The organism is Paenarthrobacter nitroguajacolicus (genome assembly GCF_051027655.1).
In the GTDB taxonomy this organism is placed as follows: Bacteria; Actinomycetota; Actinomycetes; order Actinomycetales; family Micrococcaceae; genus Arthrobacter; species Arthrobacter nitroguajacolicus.
Window position 1 is genome coordinate 4,221,982 of the sequence record NZ_CP073234.1, and the last position, 20,500, is coordinate 4,242,481.

At 63.2% G+C, this 20,500-nt stretch carries 15 protein-coding genes; 8 read left to right on the forward strand and 7 right to left on the reverse strand.

What is annotated here, in order from left to right; genetic code table 11:
• Positions 1–36: 36 nt before the first annotated feature.
• From KCX59_RS19910 to KCX59_RS19920, 3 genes are all read right to left on the reverse strand, one after another.
• Positions 37–2,673: a trehalase-like domain-containing protein gene (locus tag KCX59_RS19910; RefSeq protein ID WP_179017786.1), complete on the reverse strand. Its 2,637-nt coding sequence runs from the start codon at positions 2,671–2,673 to the stop codon at positions 37–39.
• Positions 2,674–2,827: 154 nt separating this feature from the next.
• The gene (locus KCX59_RS19915; protein WP_179017787.1) at positions 2,828–4,189 is read right to left on the reverse strand and encodes an aspartate aminotransferase family protein; all 1,362 of its coding nucleotides are present in this window, start codon (positions 4,187–4,189) and stop codon (positions 2,828–2,830) included.
• Positions 4,190–4,215: 26 nt separating this feature from the next.
• Positions 4,216–5,703, reverse strand: coding sequence for a CoA-acylating methylmalonate-semialdehyde dehydrogenase (locus tag KCX59_RS19920; RefSeq protein WP_179017788.1), 1,488 nt, complete (start codon positions 5,701–5,703; stop codon positions 4,216–4,218).
• Positions 5,704–5,818: 115 nt separating this feature from the next.
• On the opposite strand from KCX59_RS19920, the gene KCX59_RS19925 reads away from it, so the two are divergent.
• The 5 genes from KCX59_RS19925 (at position 5,819) to KCX59_RS19945 (ending at position 12,849) form a co-directional block, all read left to right on the forward strand.
• Complete coding sequence (locus KCX59_RS19925; RefSeq protein WP_179017789.1) at positions 5,819–7,489, forward strand: PucR family transcriptional regulator; 1,671 nt, start codon at positions 5,819–5,821, stop codon at positions 7,487–7,489.
• Between the two features lie 29 nt (positions 7,490–7,518).
• Positions 7,519–8,436: a LysR family transcriptional regulator gene (locus KCX59_RS19930; RefSeq protein ID WP_091469746.1), complete on the forward strand. Its 918-nt coding sequence runs from the start codon at positions 7,519–7,521 to the stop codon at positions 8,434–8,436.
• Between the two features lie 341 nt (positions 8,437–8,777).
• Positions 8,778–10,139 (forward strand): MFS transporter, encoded by a 1,362-nt coding sequence (locus tag KCX59_RS19935; RefSeq protein WP_218649257.1) that lies wholly within the window; start codon positions 8,778–8,780, stop codon positions 10,137–10,139.
• Positions 10,140–10,183: 44 nt separating this feature from the next.
• Positions 10,184–11,416, forward strand: coding sequence for a M20 family metallo-hydrolase (locus KCX59_RS19940; protein WP_178995744.1), 1,233 nt, complete (start codon positions 10,184–10,186; stop codon positions 11,414–11,416).
• Entirely contained in the window at positions 11,413–12,849 is a 1,437-nt protein-coding gene (locus tag KCX59_RS19945) for an amidase (RefSeq protein ID WP_179017790.1), read from the forward strand. Before KCX59_RS19940 ends, KCX59_RS19945 begins: the two co-directional genes overlap by 4 nt.
• Before the next feature lie 10 nt (positions 12,850–12,859).
• Here KCX59_RS19945 and KCX59_RS19950 read toward each other — a convergent pair whose 3' ends face one another.
• On the reverse strand, positions 12,860–13,849 hold the full coding sequence (locus KCX59_RS19950; RefSeq protein WP_178995740.1) for an LLM class flavin-dependent oxidoreductase: 990 nt from the start codon (positions 13,847–13,849) through the stop codon (positions 12,860–12,862).
• 283 nt (positions 13,850–14,132) lie between these two features.
• Between KCX59_RS19950 and KCX59_RS19955 the strand changes: the two genes are divergently transcribed.
• Positions 14,133–15,119 carry an ABC transporter substrate-binding protein gene (locus KCX59_RS19955; RefSeq protein WP_179017791.1) on the forward strand — a complete coding sequence of 329 codons (987 nt, stop codon included), beginning with the start codon at positions 14,133–14,135 and terminating at the stop codon, positions 15,117–15,119.
• Positions 15,120–15,199: 80 nt separating this feature from the next.
• On the opposite strand, the gene KCX59_RS19960 is transcribed toward KCX59_RS19955, so the two are convergent.
• The 3 genes from KCX59_RS19960 to KCX59_RS19970 all read right to left on the reverse strand — a co-directional run bounded on the left by KCX59_RS19960 (position 15,200) and on the right by KCX59_RS19970 (position 18,484).
• Entirely contained in the window at positions 15,200–16,129 is a 930-nt protein-coding gene (locus tag KCX59_RS19960; protein WP_179017792.1) for a threonine/serine dehydratase, read from the reverse strand.
• Between the two features lie 91 nt (positions 16,130–16,220).
• Entirely contained in the window at positions 16,221–17,735 is a 1,515-nt protein-coding gene (locus KCX59_RS19965) for an MFS transporter (RefSeq protein ID WP_179017793.1), read from the reverse strand.
• A 29-nt stretch (positions 17,736–17,764) separates the two neighbouring features.
• Positions 17,765–18,484 (reverse strand): LppX_LprAFG lipoprotein, encoded by a 720-nt coding sequence (locus KCX59_RS19970; protein ID WP_179017794.1) that lies wholly within the window; start codon positions 18,482–18,484, stop codon positions 17,765–17,767.
• A gap of 273 nt (positions 18,485–18,757) precedes the next feature.
• On the opposite strand from KCX59_RS19970, the gene KCX59_RS19975 reads away from it, so the two are divergent.
• Together KCX59_RS19975 and KCX59_RS19980 are read left to right on the forward strand one after the other, a co-directional pair.
• On the forward strand, positions 18,758–19,201 hold the full coding sequence (locus KCX59_RS19975) for a GNAT family N-acetyltransferase (protein WP_178995732.1): 444 nt from the start codon (positions 18,758–18,760) through the stop codon (positions 19,199–19,201).
• 72 nt (positions 19,202–19,273) lie between these two features.
• The gene (locus KCX59_RS19980) at positions 19,274–20,494 is read left to right on the forward strand and encodes an FG-GAP repeat domain-containing protein (protein ID WP_179017795.1); all 1,221 of its coding nucleotides are present in this window, start codon (positions 19,274–19,276) and stop codon (positions 20,492–20,494) included.
• The last annotated feature ends 6 nt before the right edge of the window (positions 20,495–20,500 follow it).

Genomic DNA, 20,500 nt, shown 5'->3' on the forward strand with positions numbered 1-20,500 from the left:
AGCGCTCAAAACGCGCTCTGCTGCGACTTACTTGGGTTATTCCACGTCCGCGCTGGCCAAGTAGTAATCCAGAAGCTGCGCGCAGCGAATGAAGCCCAGGTGCGAGTATGCCTGCGGATGGTTACCCAAGTGCGTTTCCGTGCCGGGATCGTACTCCTCCGGCAGCAAGCCCGTCGGTCCGAACAATGCCACCAACTGATTGAACAGCTCCAGGGCATCATCCAGGCGGCCAACGGCGAGGTACGCCTCGATCAGCCAGGTAGTGCAGATGTGGAAGCCGCCCTCCAAACCCGGCAGCCCGTCGTCGTACCTGTACCGGAAAACGGTGGGCCCCACACGCAACTCGCGTTCAACGGCTGTGACAGTGTCCAGGAACCGCTGGTCCTGAACATCCAGCAAGCCGGAAAGGCCTATGTGAAGCACGGCGGCGTCGAGGTCAGGACTGTCGTAAGCCACCGTGTAGGACATTGCCGACGAGTCCCAGCCCTCGCGCAGGACTTCCTCGCGGATGGTTTCGGCAGTGGGAGCCCAATCAGCGTGGGGTGGGCGCCCGTGCAAAGCGGCAGCCCGGAGGGCCCTGTCCAGCGTGACCCAACACATCACTTTGGTGTACACGTGGTGCCGCGGGGGCCTGCGGGCTTCCCAAATCCCGTGGTCGGGCTCATGCCAACGGGCAAGCACCGCATGTGCCATCTGTTCCATCAGGAACCAGTGTTCATCGGGCAGGAATCCACGCCGCTCGGCAAGATCGTGGATCAGCTCGGCAATGGGCCCGAACACGTCCAACTGCACCTGATGATCTGCCGCGTTGCCGATCCGGACGGGTCGCGAACCTGCATAACCGGGCAGGCTTTCCACGATTGCCTCCGTGGAGAGCGGCGCCCCGGTCACCGAATAGAGGGGATGCAACCACTCGGGCCCTGGAGCATTCTTGAGGATGCGGTCCAGCCAGGCCAGGAACCCGTCGGCCTCCCGCGTGGAGCCCAACGACACCAATGCATTCACGGTCATGGACCCGTCACGCAGCCAGCAATACCGGTAATCCCAGTTGCGGGTCCCGCCGATGCCCTCTGGCAGCGACGTGGTGGGCGCGGCCAGCACTGCACCGGTGGGCTCGTGGACGAGCGACTTCAGCACCAAGGCGGAGCGGCGCACCAAGGAAGTTTTGATGGTGGGCAGCTGCAGTGCCTTGATCCACTCCCGGGAAGACCGCCCGACGCCGGCACGCCGGTTTGGCTCCCCCGCAGGGTCCGCGGGCAGCGGCTCAGTGTCACCGCATCGAAGGTTCAGCACCACAGGACCGTGATGGAGGGGAACTTCGGCGGTGGCAGTGGCATATTTGCCGTCGCTGCTGATCCGGAATTGAACCCCTGGTGCGGACAGGATGATCGGATCCGAAGTACCCATGATGTGGACTTCGTCGCCCCGGATCTCCATACTGAAGGGCGCGTTGGCGTAGTCCGGCCGGGGCGCAAACACTACGCGCGCAGTGCCCGTCCCGGAGAGGACGCGCACCAAACTGGTGATGCCTTCCGGCGCCGGTTCCAAGTAGTCGGTCACCGTGACATCGGCCCAGCGCGTTTCAACGATCATGGTGTTGTCCACATATCGCTGCGCCAGCACCTGCGACGCCTTCACCGGTTCGATGCTGAAGTGCCCAGCTGGCTCACCCCCAAGAATGTGGGCAAATATTGACCCGGAGTCCGGCAAGGGGTGGCTCATCCAGCAGACCTTCGCGTCCGGGGTGAGCAACGCCGTTGAGCTTCCATTGCCAATCATCGAATGCCGTTCCAGCCCCACAGCATCCTCGCCGAACAACCAGGCCCGCCGCAGTTCGAACAGCAAAGCCAGCACGTGCGCAAAGGATTCCGGATCCGGGATGGTGTGGGCCGCCGTCGTATCTCCCGGTCCGACGTGCAATCCGAGGTCAGGCCCGCGCAGGGTGGCGATCGCTTTTTCGTCGCTCTCGGCATCGCCGGCATACAGCGCAGCACTTACCCCAAGCCGTGCCCGGAGCTGCTCCAGGGCCTGGCCTTTGGCTGGTTCCTCCACGGTCAAATCCAGCACCGTTCCATCGATGATGAAATACAGCCCGAACTCGATGGCGATCTTTTGCGAAACGAAGATCACCCGCTCCACTACCTCGGGCGTCGCCGGCCGGGTGTGCACGGCAACCCCAACGGGCTTTCGGACAATACTGATGCCCTTCTCGAAAGCAACGGCTTCGGTCAGCGCCGTGGCCACGTGTTGAAGCAACTGCTCCGTGGCTAGCGACAGTGTGTAGGCGTAGCCCATGTCGAACTCCATGCCATGGGAACCCACCAGATGGACCTCGGCCGGGAGCCGGGAAACTGCTGCCAGATCCCGCAGTGAGCGTCCGGAGATGATGGCCGTGTGCGTGTTGGGCAAGGCGGCGAGCGCGCGGAGCGCCACGGCGGCGCTATCCAGTGGCAGTGTTTCCGTTGACACGCCCTCAGCGGAGCAGAGCGTTCCGCCATAGTTGCACGCCACCAGCAGGCCGGGAACCCTGGCCAGTGCCCTGAGCTCCGCGAATAGTTGCGGCGTGATGCCGTTCTCCGCGTCAGACTGGAGGACAGAGCGAAGGAGGCCAAGCGGGAGCGATTTCATGAGCAGCGCCGAGTCGGCTACTGCTTGGTTCAGGTGCGTAGGCATGGCGAATCCTTCCGAAGCGGATAGCTACAGTTTCCGCCCGGACGGTTTCGCTTGACTACCTAGTTGATTGCAATGAAGTAAAGCTTTTCCTTGGATTTATGCGGCGAGGTCCCGCACCCGCTTTTCCGGAGCGAGGCGGGACCTGACGCAACCACTAAGCCGCGTACGTGTCCGCGATGTCCAGGACCTCGTCCAGAATGGCCAGGCCCGTCAGGGCATCCTCAACGCTGATATTGCACGGCGGAACCACATGGATACGGTTGAAGTTGGCGAACGGGATGAGTCCACGTGACTTGCAGGCTGCCACGAGTTGGTTCATCTCGGTGCTGGAAGAACCGTACGGAGCCAAGGGTTCGCGGGTGGCACGGTCCTTGACCAGCTCGATGGCCCAGAAGACACCCCGGCCCCGCACTTCGCCCACGGACTGGTGACGTTCCGCGAATCCGGCGAGCGCCGGCCCGATCACGTCAGTGCCGAGGCTCGCTGCGTGCTGCACCATGCCTTCGCGTTCCATGGCGTTGATGGTGGCTACGGCGGCCGCCGTAGCCAGCGGGTGGCCGGAGTAGGTCAGTCCGCCGGGGTAGGCGCGGGTACCAAAGGTAGCTGCGATTTCCGGACTAATTGCTACGCCACCGAGGGGTACGTAGCCGGAGTTCACGCCCTTTGCGAAGGTGAGCAGGTCCGGAACAACGTCAAAATGCTCGACGGCGAACCACTTGCCTGTGCGTCCGAAGCCAGCCATGACCTCATCGGCTATGAAGACGATGCCGTACTTGGTGCACAGCTCCCGAACGCCTTGCATGTATCCGGCCGGAGGAACGTAGATGCCCGCCGTTCCGGGGATGCTCTCCAGCATGATCGCAGCGATGCTGGACGGACCTTCGAACTCGATGAGCTGTTCCAGGTGCTCCAAAGCCCTCTGGGCTTCCTCTTCCTCGGTGGTGGAGTGGAACGCCGTGCGGTAGAGGTATGGCGGGAAGAAGTGAATGGTGCCCGCGGAGCCGTTGTCACTGGCCCATCTCCGTGGATCACCGGTGATATTGACTGCCAAATGCGTTCCGCCATGGTACGAGCGGTAGGCGGAAAGGACCTTATGGCGGCCAGTGTGCAGCCTGGCCATTCGGACGGCGTGCTCATTGGCATCTGCCCCGCCGTTGGTGAAGAAGATCCTGTCCAACTCCCCCGGGGTCCGCTCGGCGATCAGCCGTGCGGCTTCGGATCGGGCGTCGTTCACATAGCTGGGAGCAATGGTGCACAGCTTTGCTGCCTGCGCGGCGATCGCCGCGACTACGGCCGGGTGCTGGTGTCCGATGTTGGTGTTGACCAGCTGCGAAGAGAAGTCCAGGTACTTGTTGCCCTCTCCGTCCCAGAGGTGTGAGCCCTCTGCTGCGCTGATGACCATGGGGTCCAGCGTGTCCTGCGCAGACCAGGAGTGGAAGACGTGCTTGCGGTCCAGGTCGTAGGCGCGTTGGGCTGCCTCGCGGTCCGTTTGTGTTGGTTCAAGGGTGGCGGTCATGGTGGCTGTCCTGACGTCGTCGGCGCTTAGGAGTTTTGGGGGAAGCCGAGGTTGATTCCGCCGTGGCTGGGATCCAGCCAGCGGGTGGTGACGGCCTTGCCTCGGGTGAAGAATCCGACACCTTCAGAACCGTGGGCATGGGTATCTCCGAACAGGGAGTTCTTCCACCCGCCAAATGAGTAGTAGGCCATGGGCACCGGGACGGGGACGTTGATGCCCACCATTCCCACCTCAACTTCGTTCTCGAAGCGGCGGGCTGCACCGCCGTCGTTCGTGAAAATCGCGGTGCCGTTGCCGTACGGGTTGGCATTGATGGTGGCCAGGGCGTCGTCGTAGCTGTCCACCCGGACCACCGAGAGCACCGGTCCGAAGATTTCGTCCTGGTAGATGGACATATCGGTGGTGACGTGGTCGAACAGGGTGGGGCCCACGAAGAAGCCGTCGCCTTCGGCGTCGGGAACTACGCCGCGACCGTCGACGACGAGCGTGGCACCTGCCGCTTCACCGGCGTCGACGTATCCCGATACCTTGTCCCTGTGCTGGGACGTCACCAGGGGGCCCATGTCGCAACCGCGCAGTCCGTCCCCGGTGCGCAGGCTGCGGGCACGATCAGCGATTTTATCCACCAGCGCATCGGCGACGTCGCCGACGGCCCGGAGCGCCGAGACAGCCATGCAGCGTTCACCAGCGGAACCGAACCCTGCGTTAATGGCGGCGTCGGCAGCGAGGTCAAGATCGGCGTCGGGAAGGACAATCATATGGTTCTTAGCGCCGCCAAGCGCCTGGACCCGCTTGCCGTGGGCAGTAGCCGTCTCGTAGACGTACTTGGCGATCGGGGTGGAGCCCACGAAGGAAACGGCTTTGACATCCGGGTGCGTCAGCAGGGTATCAACCGCCACCTTGTCACCGTGAAGGACGTTGAACACGCCGTCGGGAAGGCCGGCTTCCTTCCAGAGTTCGGCGACCCAATTGACAGCCGTGGGATCCTTCTCACTGGGCTTGATGATGACGGTGTTGCCGGCGGCGATCGCGATCGGGAAGAACCACATGGGCACCATCGCGGGGAAATTGAACGGGCTGATGATTGCCACAGGGCCCAGTGCCTGCCGGATGGAGTGGATGTCCACCTTGGTGGAGGCGTTCTCCGTGTAGCTGCCCTTAAGCAGGTGCGGTATACCGCAAGCGAACTCCACCACTTCCTGACCACGGGTTACCTCGCCCAGGGCATCATCCAGGACCTTGCCGTGCTCAGAGGTGATAATCGCGGCGAGCTCGTCCTTTCGGGAGTTGAGGAGCTCACGGAAAGCGAAAAGGATCTGGGTGCGGCGAGCCAAGGAGGTATCGCGCCATGCCGGGAAAGCAGCTTTCGCGGAGGCGACGGCGGCATGACCGTCCTCGACGCTGGCCAAAGCAACCTGCCCGGTCACCTTCCCCGTGGCTGGGTTTGTGACGGGAGCTGTGCGGTCGCCGGCGGGGACGTAGCTGCCGTTGATCCAGTGCTCGATGGTGTTCAAGAGTTCTCCTTGGTGCGGGGGTGTTTTCGAAGGTTGGAATAAGTCTGTCCGTCGCGACGTCCACCCAGAAGAGCCCATGTGTAAAGGAATACTCAGCGAGCCTTACACTGTGTAAATGCTGCCTACCGTTCGCGCCATCCTCGGACTTCCCGTGCTGCGAGCCGCCGCTCCCAAGGTCCTTGGCGGCACAACGGGATTGGACGCGCCCGTTCGTTGGGTGCACGTCAGCGAAATCCTTGACGTCGGCAACCTGCTGTCCGGCGGGGAACTGGTTCTGACCACGGGATTGGAGCTGGAAAAATCCCCGGAAGAATCGGCGTCGTTCATCCGGTCACTGGAGGCGGCCGGAGCCGCAGGATTGATCGTGGAACTGGTCGGGCAGCGCCAACGCAGCCGAACGGCCTTGGAGAAAGCCGCCCGTACGGCAACATTGCCGGTGGTTGTTGTGGAACATCGGGTGCGGTTCGTCCAGGTCACGGAGATCGTCCACAGGATGATCGTGGCTGAACAGCTGGAGCGCGTGGAACGCGCCCGGGACGTCCACGAAGCATTCACCGTGCTGAGCTTGGAAAGTGCCGACACCCAACGCGTCGTGGAGCAAGCAGCCACCATGATTGGGGCTTCAGTGGTGCTGGAGGACCTTTCGCACTTGGTGCTTGCCTACGCGGGTCACCACGTGTCCACTACGGATCTTCTGGACGACTGGGAGCGACGATCCAGGACCACGCCCTTCCCGGCACACACCGGACGGTCCGGACCAGAGCGATGGCTGCAGGCAGCAGTGGGAGTACGGCAACAAGTCTGGGGCAGGCTGGTAGTGCCCGTGCCGTCCGCGGCTTTCGGTGCCGACGAAGACATGGCGATCATGGTTCTTGAGCGGGCCGCCCAGACCCTGGCGATCAACCGTTTGGCGGATCGCGATCAACGCGAGCTCAGCCATCACGCACAGGCCGGACTCCTGAACGCGCTCCGCCAGCCCCGTGGACTCAGCGAAGCGGAGGCACTGGCACGGGCGGGTTCCTTGGGTTTGAAACGCTCGTCCTACTACGTTCCTCTGGTTTTCAGGACCGCCCTGCAGGCTTGGGGTTCCCCCGTCCTGCCCGCGGACCCCTTCGCCGGGCAGCAGGACGAACGCGAACTTCTCGAGCGGCTGGCCAAGGCGTTGAAGTCCAGCGCCGGCACAGCTTTGGCGGCAAGCATCCAGTCCGGTTCGGTGGGGATGATCCTCGCCCTCCCCGCCCGCCAGCAGGAGGAGGCGACCCTGCAAATCCTGGCCGGGGCTGCAGCAGGGCCAGGGGCTGATACGACCCCCAACGCCCAACCCAATTCCGCGGTGCCCCCTGCATGGATCATTGGAGTGGGCCGCATGAAGGCAACGCTTTTGGAAGCCGCAGCCGGCATCGACGAAGCCGCCCATGTAGCGGAGAGTGCCGCCACGCTCCGGGAAGCGGGCAAGCCCTATTACCGGGCTACAGATGTGCGCCTTCGCGGGCTCCTGGCCCTCCTGCGCAAGGACCCACGCGTTCAGCAATTCGTGGAGTCGGAGTTGTCAGCCGTCCTCCAAGCAGACGCCGAGGGCAAAGGCGAGTATCTGGAACTGCTGGGGCTTTACCTCGGGTCCGGTGGCAACAAAGCAGCCATGGCGCGCAGCGGTTACCTGAGCCGCCCTACTCTTTATACCCGGCTCGCCAAGTTGGAGGAACTGCTGGCCGTGGACCTGGACGACGCCGAATCGCGAACCTCACTGCATGTGGCGCTCCTGGCGCACCTCATCCGGGGCCAGTAACCGGCCGCCCTAGGTGCGACCATGGACGGATGGCAAAACCCTTCACCCTCACGCAGCTGCGGTACTTCGCCGTGGTGGCGGAACTCGAGAACATGACGGCAGCGGCCCAGCGACTGATGGTGACGCAGTCTGCGCTATCCGCGGCGATGGCCCAGTTGGAAACGAGCCTGGCCACGCAGCTGTTCGTTCGCCATAAATCCCGGGGCCTTCGACTGACACAGAGCGGCCGGCAATTCGCCAAAGACATCAAGTCCTTCCTTGAGCAGGCAGATTCGCTGTATGAGTCCGCGCGAGGCCTGTCCACCACGCTGGTTGGCGAGCTGAAAGTTGGCGTCTTCGCCCCGCTGGCGCCTTTCCGCCTTCCTGCCATCCTGCAGACGTTCGAAAGCCGGCATCCCGGCGTCGAGGTTTCCATTCTGGAGGCGGATCTGGCTACGTTGCAGGACGCACTGATGGATGGCCGTTGCGATGTCGCCCTCACCTACGGCCTGGGCCTTGGCAAGGGTTTCGCGTACAAGGTGGTGGAGCGGGTTCCGCCACACATCCTGGTCCACGAGGGGCACCCGGCGGCGGGCCGCCCGGAACGTGAAATCTCGCTGATGGAGCTCGACGGCGAGCCTTCCGTAGTGCTGGACCTTCCGCATAGCCGGGAGTACTACGAGCAGCTCTATGCCATGGCCGGAGTAGTCCAGAATGTCCGGCACCGATTCGCAGGTTATGAGACCGTACGCTCATTCGTTGCCAAGGGCCACGGCTATGCCATCCTCAATCAGCGGCTGCACAGTGACGTCACCTACTCAGGTGGAAAGGTAGTCCCGCTGGCACTGACGGATGCTTTCCCGCCGATCGAGGTGATGTTGGTCCGGCCGGAAGGAGTCCAGGCCACCCAACGGGTGTTGGCCTTCGAAGAGACCTGCCTGAAGTTGTACGGCGCCGTCCGGGACTAGGTCACCACAGCTGGGTTATCGAATAAGTCGATCGCAGAATCAAAAACAATCAATTGGACAGATGTGATCCATGTCACCGAAGGTTGAACCAGTCCAGCTTCTGCACTACCGGGTAAATACCCCAAAGTGCCCGCCGTTGCAGTAAACGTCACCTCAGCTGGACCTCCGTTTGCCATCTTGATCAGAGGAGATTCGATGGTTCAGAACAGCGTAGAAAGTGTCCGCGTGGTTTCGGCCCACGGACCCATCCGCAACAACGAAGCAATATTCGCCGAAATCATTTCCCACAGCCGAAACACCGAATCGGCAGCAGGAAATCTGAGCACCCTAGCGTGGCAGTCATGACCCTCAATAAGCTCGCCGAGCAAGAATCGGCCCAGGATCCGGCACGCTCAACGCCCACCATCGATGGCAACGTCCAGCCCCACCACAAGTCCACAACCATGCAGAAGCGTGTCCTGGCTGGCGGTAGCGTTGGCCAGTTCATCGAGTTCTACGACTTCACCCTCTACGGCCTCACGGCCGTGGTGTTCTCTCAACTCTTCTTCCCGGGCAGCAACCCGCTGACAGCAATGCTGGCCACGTTCGCCACGTTCGGCGTAGCTTTCGTGGTCCGCCCCCTCGGCGGCCTGTTCTTCGGCGCACTGGGTGACCGGATCGGTCGGCGCCGGGTCCTCACCATCACCCTCATCGCGATCGGCGGAGCCACTGCCCTCATGGGGCTGCTCCCCACGTACGCCCAAATCGGAGCTTGGGCACCGGCCCTCCTGGTTCTCTGCCGGCTGATCCAAGGATTCTCCGCGGGTGGCGAATCCGTTGGTGCGCCGTCCTTCGTGTTCGAACATGCGCCCGTCAGCAAACGTGGTTTCTGGCTCAACATCACCATTGCAGCAACGGCGCTGCCATCGGTGGTGGCGGGCTCCATGATCCTGATCCTCAGCCAATCCATGCCCAATTCGGCGTTCATGGAATGGGGCTGGCGCTTACCGTTCCTGCTCGCCCTTCCCCTTGCCTTGTTCGGAGTGTGGATCCGTAGCCGCACCGAAGAAAGCGATGTCTTCAAGAAGGCACAGGACGGGCAGACCAAGGAATTCAGCCCCATCCGCGAGGCCTTCCGCGAAAACAAGCTCCGCATGTTGCAGGTCGTCTTCGTGATGGGCCTGACAGCAATGGGCTTTTACTTTCTCTCCGCCTACTTCGTCTCCTATGTCCAGACGACAGGAAAACTAAGCCGCGAGCAGTCATTGATGGTCAACGCCGCGGCACTGGCACTCTATGCCGTACTCCTGCCGATCGGCGGGCGACTCGGGGACCGTTTCGGCCGCAAGCCAATGTTGATCGCCGGTTCCGCTGCCCTGGCTTTGCTGTCCATCCCGAGCTTCATGCTCGTGACCAGCGGCAGCCTGCCCCTTGCACTGCTCGGCCAATCAATCTTCGTGGTGGCACTCTGCATCTACGGTGGCGGCTGCTACACGTTCTTCGTCGAAATCTTCACCACCAAGACACGCTTCACCTCGGCAGCTGTCAGTTACAACGGCGCCTACGCGATCTTCGGCGGCACCGCTCCACTGATCGGCACCGCACTGGTCGGCGCTACCGGGGTACCGCATGCGCCAGGCCTCTACATGGCGGCAGCTGCCGCCGTCGTACTTCTCCTGATCCTCTTCACCAAGGTGCCTGAGACCCGCGGCCGCATGGGCTGAGACCCACCGCACCCACTGCACTTCCAAGCACTCTAAGGACCCCCATGACTTCCTCCGCTTTCCTTCAGGACTTCCACCATGTGGCCACCATCGGCGCCACAGCCAACAACGGCGTCGACCGCCAAGCCGCAACGCCGGATGATGCCAAGACCCGCGACTGGTTTGGGCAGTGGATTCACGACGCCGGATGGCAGCTTCAGGTGGACGGCATCGGCAATATGTTCGGGCTGCTTGAGTGGACGCCCGGGGCGCCCTTCATCCTGATCGGTTCCCATCTGGACAGCCAGCCGTTAGGTGGCCGGTTCGACGGCGCCTACGGTGTGATTGCCGCCCTGCACGCAGCCAGGGCCATTGACCTCGAAGTCAGGGCGGCCGGCACTGCGCCCCGCTTCAACCTGGCCGTCGTCAACTGGTTCAACGAGGAAGGCGGCAGATTCGCACCATCCGTCATGGGAAGTTCCGTTTTCACGGGGCTGTTTGACCGTGAACAAATGTTGTCCGTCAAAGATCTCCAGGGCGTCTCAGTCCGTGAGGCGTTGGAAGGCATTGGTTACCTGGGCACGGACGCAGGACCGAAGGCCGCGGGCTACGCGGAAATCCATATAGAGCAGGGCCGCATCCTGGAACGGGAAGGAATCAGCATCGGTTTGGTGGACAGCAGCTGGTACACGCAGAAGCTGGACATTGAAGTGCTGGGCGAACAGTCCCACACTGGCGCAACAGCCATGGCAGACCGGCACGATGCCCTGGTGGCGGCATCGAAAATCATCCTGATGGTCCACGAGGTCACCAATGACTTCGACGAGGAAGCATTGGTCTCTTCCGTAGGCCAGCTGACGTTGGAGCCCAACTCGCCCATCGTCGTCGCACGTCGTGTGCACCTGGTGGCGGATTTAAGGTCGGGCGACCCGGAGATCGTCAATGCAGCCCGCGCCAGGTTGCTGGCCGACATCGGGAAACTGGCCGCTGAACATGACATCAAAGTCAACGTCAAAGACTTCGACATCCGCCCCATCCGACGTTTCCCGGAAGCCGGGCTGGAACTATCAGCCAAGATCGCGGCAAACCTTGGGCTGTCTTCCCGCCGCATCCAGACCATGGCCGGGCACGATTCCGTGGCCATGAACACGGCCGTTCCGTCGGTGATGTTGTTTATCCCGAGCGTGGACGGCGTATCCCACTGCGAGCGCGAATTCACCAGCGACGAGGACATGGTGACGGGCGTGCAGATGCTGACGGGTGTTGCCCGGGAACTGGTGCAGGGAGAGCTGGCATGACCGCGTTGCACTACCTCGACGCCAGTACGGCCCTGGGTCTGTTCCGACGCCGTGAGCTCTCTCCGGTGGAACTACTGCAAGCGGTGATCGACCGCATCGGGGAGGTAAACGGCGGCGTCAATGCGCTGACAGAGACACTCTTTGAGGAAGCCCTGCCGGCGGCACGAAAGGCAGCCACCCAGTATGCCCGCGGCCGGGACATTACTCCCCTGCTTGGATTGCCGGTGGCCGCAAAGGAAAAGCACGGGCTCCAAGGCCGCACGCTTTCCCAAGGTCTCGTGATGCAGAAGGACACCATTGCAGAGTCCGACCATCCTGTGATTGACAGGATTCGACGGGCCGGCGGGATCATCCATGCCCGAACCACCACGCCGGAATTGAGCTGCGCCACTGTCACGCACAGCCCGCTCTGGGGTGTCACCCGAAACCCGTGGAACCAACAGTTCTCCCCCGGTGGGTCATCGGGAGGTTCAGGTGCGGCGTTGGCTGCAGGGTTCGCGCCCCTGGCTACGGCGTCCGACATCGCTGGATCAACCCGGTTGCCGGCGTCGTTCACTGGAACCGTTGGCTACAAGGCGCCCTACGGAAGGATTCCAGGGTTAGCCCCGTTGTCGGCGGACCACTACCGTGGCGATGGGCCCATGGCACGTACCGTGGCAGACACGGCATTGCTGGCGAACATCATGTCCGGGCGACACCCCGGTGATCACACCACAGTGGCCGACACTTCATCCATAACTCCGGATCCGGCAGCGGTGGCCGGCTTGCGGATCGCGCTTTGCCTACGCTTGGGCAATTACCCGGTAGCTCCCGACGTCGAAGCCAACACCCGTCGAGTGGCGGAAGCTCTGTCGGCGGCGGGGGCCGTGGTGGAGGAGATCGTCCTCCCTTGGACTGTCGAGGAAATCAGCAGAACCATGTTTACGCACTTCGGATATCTGCTGGGTCCGGCCATGGAGGACGAAACGGCCGGTAGCGAGCCGCAGCTTGCCGCCTACACCAGGCGCTTTATGGCTGACGCCCGCGTGGCAGCCGAGCACAACCGTTATGTAGACGGGGTGCGGGCCGAAACCCTCCTGCAGGCGCAGTTGGCAGAAGCCATGACCGGGTTCAGCGCCTTGCTGTGTCCGGCGTCGGCTATCTCAGCTTTGGAAGCCGACGCCGACTATCTCAATGGAATCGACGCCAATGGGCAACACCTCAGCCATTACTGGCAAGCGCATATGACCGCGCCGTTCAACATTGCCAATCGATGCCCGGTCCTGGCCGTTCCCAGCGGCAAGGCAGACTGCGGTATTCCCACAGGGGTGCAGATCGTGGGACATCCGTTCGATGACGCGACCGTATTCCACATCGGCGCAGCCGTGGAATCCGTACTTCCCTGGGCTGATCGCCACCCCATGGCACCCGAATTCGCGGGGCACTCCGGGTAGCGGAGCTACCCTACGCGCTCACCAGCCCCGCAACCTCGGCCACGAGTTCCACTGACCGCAGGCGCTCTTCGGTGCCGATGCTTTGGTGCGCCACGATCAGTTCATCGGCATCAGCGAACGCCGTGAACTCGTCGAGGTAATCGCGCACCACATCTTTGGTGCCCACGGCGGAGAACTTCATCATCTGGGCGATGTGCTGGCCCTGCGGGGAATCGAGCACCATGTCTGCTTCGTCGTCGGTGAATTCGCGACCGCCACCAAAGAACAGTGAGACACGGGCGCGCTTCACGGCGAGGTGGATGGCCTGGGCCTCGGCGTTGGAATCCGCGGCGGTAACGTTCACGCCGGCGATCACGTGAGGCTCGGACAGCTGGTCCGAGGGCTGGAATTCACGGCGATAAACAGCTACGGCATCCTGAAGCGCGGCAGGAGCAAAGTGCGAAGCGAAAGCGTACGGAAGGCCCAACTGGGCGGCCAACTGGGCGCCGAACAGCGAGGACCCCAGGATGTACAGCGGCACGTTGGTGCCCTTGCCTGGCGTCGCTTCAACACCTTGGATGCGGGTGGGACCAGTGAGGTAGCCCTGCAGTTCCAGGACATCCTGCGGGAACCTGTCCGAGGACGTGTGGTCGCGGCGCAGCGCACGCATGGTGTTTTGGTCACTGCCGGGGGCACGGCCAAGACCGAGGTCGATCCGCCCCGGGTGCAGCGTCTCCAACGTGCCGAACTGCTCAGCGATGGTCAGCGGCGAGTGGTTGGGCAGCATGACGCCACCGGCACCCAGGCGGATGGTTTTGGTGTGGGCGGCGACGTGGGCGATCAGCACGCTGGTAGCGGAGGAGGCAATCGCGGACATGTTGTGGTGCTCGGCGTACCAGACCCGGCGATAACCCAACTCTTCGGCCTTCTGCGCCATGGCCACGCTGCCCGCGAGGCTTTCCGCCACCGTCTGGCCCTTCCCGATGGTTGCCAGGTCGAGGATGGAAAGAGGAACAGTCACAGGAAAGGCCTTTCGGTACGTTTTTTGTGCCCGCACGGTTGATTGCCGGGCACTCTAGCGACAACGACGACGACACCCGGCTTATTTCTGTGAGTTGCGTCGCGCTGTGGTTACCCAAGTTCCAGGGCACGGTTTTGTGACCCCGTTCGACGCCCGATTAACCGCCGTGAACCCCTGTATCCCAGCGTTTCAGATCGCTTTGACCGCTTCCCAGGAGCTGCCGGATAGTTGCAGCCACAAGGACGCATCAGACTTCCCGATTCGGGCAATCCAAGGAGAAATAATGGCACGCTTTGCTCTCAAGACCGGCGCCACCGCGGCGCTGGCCGCTACGGCGTTACTGGGGCTGGCGGCCTGCTCCGATCCCGGGGCGACGGCCGCAACGGGGGCGACCGCCCCGGCGTCGAGCGCTTCATCAAGCACCAAAGAGTTCAACCTGACCCCGCAGCAGGACCGCATCAAGGTGTCTGTGGACTCAGCCGCGGCCGCATTGGTTCCGGACGCCATCAAAGCGGACGGCAAGCTGACCGTGGTGACCACCGGCGGCACTCCGCCGTTGAGCACGTTTGCCACGGACAACAAGACCCTCATTGGCAGCGAAGTGGACATCGCCTACGCAGTGGGTGAGAGCCTGGGCCTTCAGGTGGAAGTGCTGCCCGTGGCGTGGGCCGACTGGCCGCTTGGCGTCGAATCCGGCAAGTACGAGGCCGTCCTCTCCAACGTCACTGTGACCGAGGCCCGCAAGGAGAAGTTCGATTTTGCCACGTACCGCAACGACCTCCTGGGCTTCTACGCCAAGACCGACTCGGACATCTCCACCATCAAGGAAGCCAAGGACGTGGCCGGGAAGCGCATCATCGTCGGCTCGGGCACCAACCAGGAAGCCATCCTGGTGCGATGGGACGAGGAGAACAAGAAGAACGGTTTGAAGCCGGTTGAGTTCCAGTATTACGACGACGACTCCGCCTCCCAGCTCGCCCTCCAGTCAGGCCGCGCGGACCTAACGTTCGGACCCAATGCTTCCGCGGCGTACAAGGCTGCGAAAGATGGAAAGACCAAGGAAGTGGGTACGCTCGAAGGCGGCTGGCCGCTGAAGGCCGAAATTGCCTTCACCACCCAAAAGGGCAACGGACTCGCCGTCGCCGCCCAGGCTGCACTCAACACCCTCATCAAGGACGGCAACTACGGCAAGATCCTGGACCGCTGGGGACTCTCCTCCGAGGCCATTCCGGCGTCCGAGCTGAACCCGGCAGGCCTGCCCAAGAAGTAGGCTCGCTGACCCAAGTAAGTAACAGCACATGTCGCAATGAATGCTCAATGGAGCGTTTGCTGTCACTCAGTTGGGTGCGGCTATAAGTGGGCGGGGTCCGTGTTGGCGCCGCAGAGAATGACGGCAACGGTTTCGCCCGCTCGTGGGGTGTAGGCGCCGGACAGCAGCGCGGCGTAGGCTGCGGCTGCCCCGTGCTCCACCACGATGCGGTGCGTCTCCCACAGGGCCCTCCGGGCTTGGACAATATCCTCGTCGGTGACTAGCAGGCTTTGGACACCCGTACGCCGGGCAACTCCGAAGCCGATCTCTCCGATCCGCCGGGCTCCGAGGGAGTCCGCGGCAATCCCGGAGACTGCCACGTCCACTGGCTCGCCCTTGGCCAACGCAGTGTGCAGGGTGGGAACTGTTTCGGGTTCGACGCCCACCACGCGAGCCTTGCCCTCTACCGCCGCAGCAATGCCGCCCATCAACCCGCCGCCGCCTACAGCAACGAGGATCGTATCGACGTCGGGCAGTTCGTCGAGGAGCTCAAGCCCGACGCCACCTGCGCCAGCCACGATCTCGGGCTGATCGTAGGCATGACAGTACACCGCGCCCTTCTCCTCGGCGAAGCGGATCGCAGCGGCATAGGCCTCTGCGTACTCAGCGCCGCCTTGGACTACCTTCGCGCCACTTGCGTAGAGCTTGTGGACCTTGTTTGCCGGAGCCGATTCTGGAACGAAAACTGTTGCAGGGACTCCCAGCTTGGCTGCGGCGTAAGCGTTGGCAAGGCCGGCGTTGCCACCGGAAGCCACCACGATGCCCACCTCCGGATTGAGCTCCCCACTTTCCTTCGCCGTGAGCAGGCGGTTAAACGCGCCACGGGCTTTGAAGGAGCCGGTGTGCTGCATGTACTCGCACTTGAACCACAGGTGGTACGGCTCCTGGTTGCCACTCTCGGCGAGCGGCGTATGGCGAACCCAACCGGCTGTCCGGGAGTACGCTGCTTCTACTTCTTCGCGTGTGACCATCGTGGCTGCACCTTTCGTCGGTTTCATCCTATGGTTTGGAGATCCAGGACTGGAGTGGAAAACGGACGGCGCCAAGCTGTGGGACTTGACGCTACTGAGGGTCTCCCGCGGCGTCTGGCTCCTCGGCGTACTCGTCGCGGGCGCTGATCAGCAGACCCAGCACGGCGCCCACCACACACACGATCGCGGTGATCGAGAAGATCTCGCCGTACTGAACGGCGTAAGCTTCGCGGACCCGGCCGGCCTCGGCTGACAATCGTTCGGCGAGGGTGCCGCCCGTACTGGCGGGCAGGCTGGCCAGATGCTGGTTGAACCGGTAGAAGCCCCATGCGCTCAGGGCCGCGATGCCGAGCAGCATGCCGATCATGCGGGCGACCACGACCGCTGCCGACGCGATCCCGTGTTGGGCGGCGGGAACCACCCTAAGCGTCGCTGATGTCAGCGGGCCGATCACCAGGCCGAGACCGAGGCCGGCGATGGCCAGGTCGGTGTCCAGTGTGGGCAGGGTGAACAGTCCGAGATCGTGTCGTGCCGTCAGCACATCGACGGGCCATTTCGAGATCAGCAGATAGCCCACGGCGGCGAGGAGCAGGCCAGCGAACGTGACGATCCGGTCGCCGATCCAGGTGGCCAGCCATCCGCCGAGTAGCGCCCCAACCGGCAGCGCGATGAGGAAGCGCAGCAGCAGGAGGGCGGCCTGGTTCTGGTCTTGGCCCAGGACGCCCTGACCGAACAGCTCGACGTTGACGAGGGTCACCATGAGAGCTGTGCCGGCGGCGAACGACGCGCCAAGTGCCGCTAGGAACGGTCTGAGGTGCATTCCTGTCGTTTCCAGCAAGGGGGTACGGGCGAACCTTTCCCAGAGGAAGAACGCGACGCTCGCTATGGCGGCGGCGATCAGCATTGGGATTCCCCAGATGGGCAGCACCAGCTTGCCGTCGGGCTTGGGGTTGTAGAGCCCGATCACTGTCAGGCTCAGGGCGATGGCCAGCAGTAGACCGCCGAGCACGTCGACCTTCTGGGGATCAGCGGTTCTTTGCCGGCCGGGCAGGGTGAAGTGGATCATCACCATAGCGGTCACCGCGAGCGGCACGTTGACCCAGAAAACGGCCTGCCAATGCTGGAACAGACCGACCAGGGCAATGCCGTACACCGGACCGAGCACGCTGCCCAGTTCCTGCGCGGCACCGACACTGCCGAGCACAGCTGCGCGGTTGCGCGCAGCCCACAGCTCGGCGGCCAAGGCCATCGTCACCGGCAGCAGCGCGCCACTGGCGGCGCCCTGGATAGTGCGGCCGAGGACCAACACGGGAAGCTCGGTTGACAGCGCCGTGACCACCGATCCGAGTGCGAAGCCGACCAAACTGACTTGGATGAGCATCTTCCGCCCGAACCGGTCCGACGCCCGACCCAGTAGCGGCATTGCCGCGATATAGCCGAGCAGATAGCCGGTGATGATCGGGGTGACCCGTTGGAGCTGATTCACTCCGATGCCGACGTCTCGCATGATGTCGGTCATGATCGTGACGACGACGTAGGTGTCGAGCGCGCCCAGCGCTACTGCGAGACTGGCCGCGCTGATCGCGATGCGGCGGTTGGTCGACACCCGCCTGGTGGCAGGGGTCGGGCCCTGGATCACATCGCCGGTTTGTCGACGGTGACCGGTTCACCCCACTTGGACAGGGCCATTGTGACGCTGTTACCAGGGCTGGGCTCCAACCGGGCCTGCATCAGCTCGCGGTTGCCGCCCTCAGAGATCCAGACGGTGCCAGGCACGGGGCCCGTCGCACCAATTTGCGGGGAGACTTTGTTAACTGCGTCCGCGGTGACGTTGCCCGTGATGCGTACAGAGTCCACACCGTCGACGGTCTCGTTGCCGTCGATCTTGGCATCGGAGAAGTTGGCGAGCACGTTGGCCAGCCCCACGTCGGGGTCCAGGATCGTCGCGGGGTCGTAGATGTTGGATGCCGGCCCAAAGTTAGTCAGTCTGCCTCCCGACGTGATGGCGGCCCAGAGGTCGCCGTCGGAGACTACAAACTCGACCCCTTTGAGCTGCTGGCCAAGGTATGTCATGTCGAGTGCGCCTTTGGCGGCGACTGCGGGAGTCTGTGTGAGATCGCCCTGGATCGCCTCGACCGGTAGCCCGGCGATCTTGCCCTCAACCGAGAGCTTGAGGTGTGCGCTGGTCTGCCCTTTGGTGGTCTCACTCGACTCTTTCAACAGGGCAACGGGGTCGGGAGAGGCCTCCGGGGATGGAGAAGGGGATGGGGCGGTGCACCCTGCAACGAGGGCGACGACGGCGATGAGGGGCCCGAAGATCGCCACAAAGCGGCTCTGCTTGGATGCACTGTACATGGCCGCATAGTACACCTCTGCGTCAGGCTGCTGAAGGCTTATTTAGCACTTTGCCTGTGAAGATTTGATCCCTGCGGGTCCTGGCCCACTGCACACAACCGCTAGGGCGTGTCTCCTAAGGTGGCCAGCCAGATGCTGACTGCTCGGAGAACAGCTCCACAGCGGTGAGTGAGAGCAGTTCATGCGACCTTTCCACCTTCTCTTGGTCCGCCGCCAACTCTCGTCGGGCGGCCTGGGGGCCGGCCCCGGACCCAGCGGCATAGGCTTGATGGCATGTCCGCTGACTTTGTCCTCCGCCCCTCTGTAGCCACCGACGCCGCCTGGATTGCCGAACTGCGCGCTGTAGTGATGCGCCCGGACCTTGAGCGGTTGCAGCGTTTCGATCCTGTGCGGGTCCGCGAGCGCTTCTTGAACGGCTTCCAGCCCGAGCATACGTACGTCATTCATTCGGACGGCGTAGATGCAGGTGTGATCGCTATCCGACCTGAGCCGGACAGCCGGTGGATCGAACACTTCTATGTGGCTCCCGCGCATCAGGGCAGAGGCCTGGGCAGTGCCGTGCTTCACCACGTATTGTCGGCTTCCTTGGACGAACGCCCGTTCCGTTTGAACGTGCTTCAGGGCAGCGCCGCCCGTCGCCTGTACGAACGTCACGGCTTCGTGCTGGAATCCGAGGACCCCATCGATGTGTTCATGGTGGCCCCCGTCAACCCCTGACCTCACGGACGGAAGTGCGGTAGCCTCAGCACACACCACGCGGCAACGACGCGATACTTTCCGGGGGGAAAAATGGGGATCTTTCGATCGCGCTCGTTGAGGCGCTCTGTCACGACCGTCATGGCGGTAGGACTCTTGGGTTCCGGGCTGCTGGGTTCCGGGCTGCTCGGGGCCGGCCCAGCCACCGCAGCGTCCCAGCCGACACCGTACATCGACGGCGTCCCTTACGTCGGTTCTGAAATGAGACGCCAGTACAACTACGACTACTGGGGCTGCAGGAACCCCGACGGTTCCGGGGATGCGATCACCTTGGAATGGTTGCGCAATGGCCAACCACTCCCCGCCGAGCGTCAAGGTGAAACTCTGCGTGTCCTCCCTGAGGACCAGGGCAGCCGCATCTCCTTGAGGGTTTACCCGCTGACACCCGGCGAGCCAGGCTGCCCCACGGGGTCACAGTTGAGCGCAGAGACCAAAGCCATCAAGGCGTCCAGCCGTGCCATGGGTTGGACAGGCCGCGGCAACTTTGAGCCCCTCGCCCGCACGCATGATGGCCGGCTCATCCTGTACCCGCGGACCTACACCTATTACAAAGGCATGTGCGAGGGTCCGTGCCCGGTCTATTTCGGTTCCTGGGATGAGCCCCGGCAGGTGGGGGCGGGCTGGAACATGTTCAACATCGTCTTCTCCCCCGGGGATTTCGATGGCGACGGATTCAACGATCTCCTCGCCAGGAACGCGTCCGGCCAGCTATTCCTGTACCCGGGAGATGGCGACGGCGGCTGGCTTCCAACCCGGCAGGTCGGTGCCGGCTGGAACGTCTTCGACTCGATCCTGGGACCCGGAGATTTCAATGGCGACGGCACCAACGACGTCCTGGCGCGGAACGCGGCCGGCGATCTGTTCCTGTACCCGGGAAATGGAAACGGCGGTTGGCTCGCCCCGTCCAAAGTGGGCTGGGGTTGGCAGGTCATGAACAAGATCATCCCTGGCGGCGACATGAACGGTGACGGCACGGTGGAAATCTTCGGCCGGGACCATAGCGGTGGCCTTCAGCTGTACTCCGCCGACGGTCAGGGCGGCTGGGGCGCCCAAGCGTTCATGGGTGGTGGCTGGAACGACTTCCAGGATGTGGCGGGCCTGGGCAGTTACGCCCATCAGAAATATAACAACCTTGCCGCCGTCAATGGCAACGGCGACCTTGTCCTCTATTCCACGGGCGCCATGACCACCGGCCTCTACGGGCCCCAAGGGCCGGTTGGCAGCGGCTGGAACGTGTTCCGGGAACTCCTCTAGCACCGG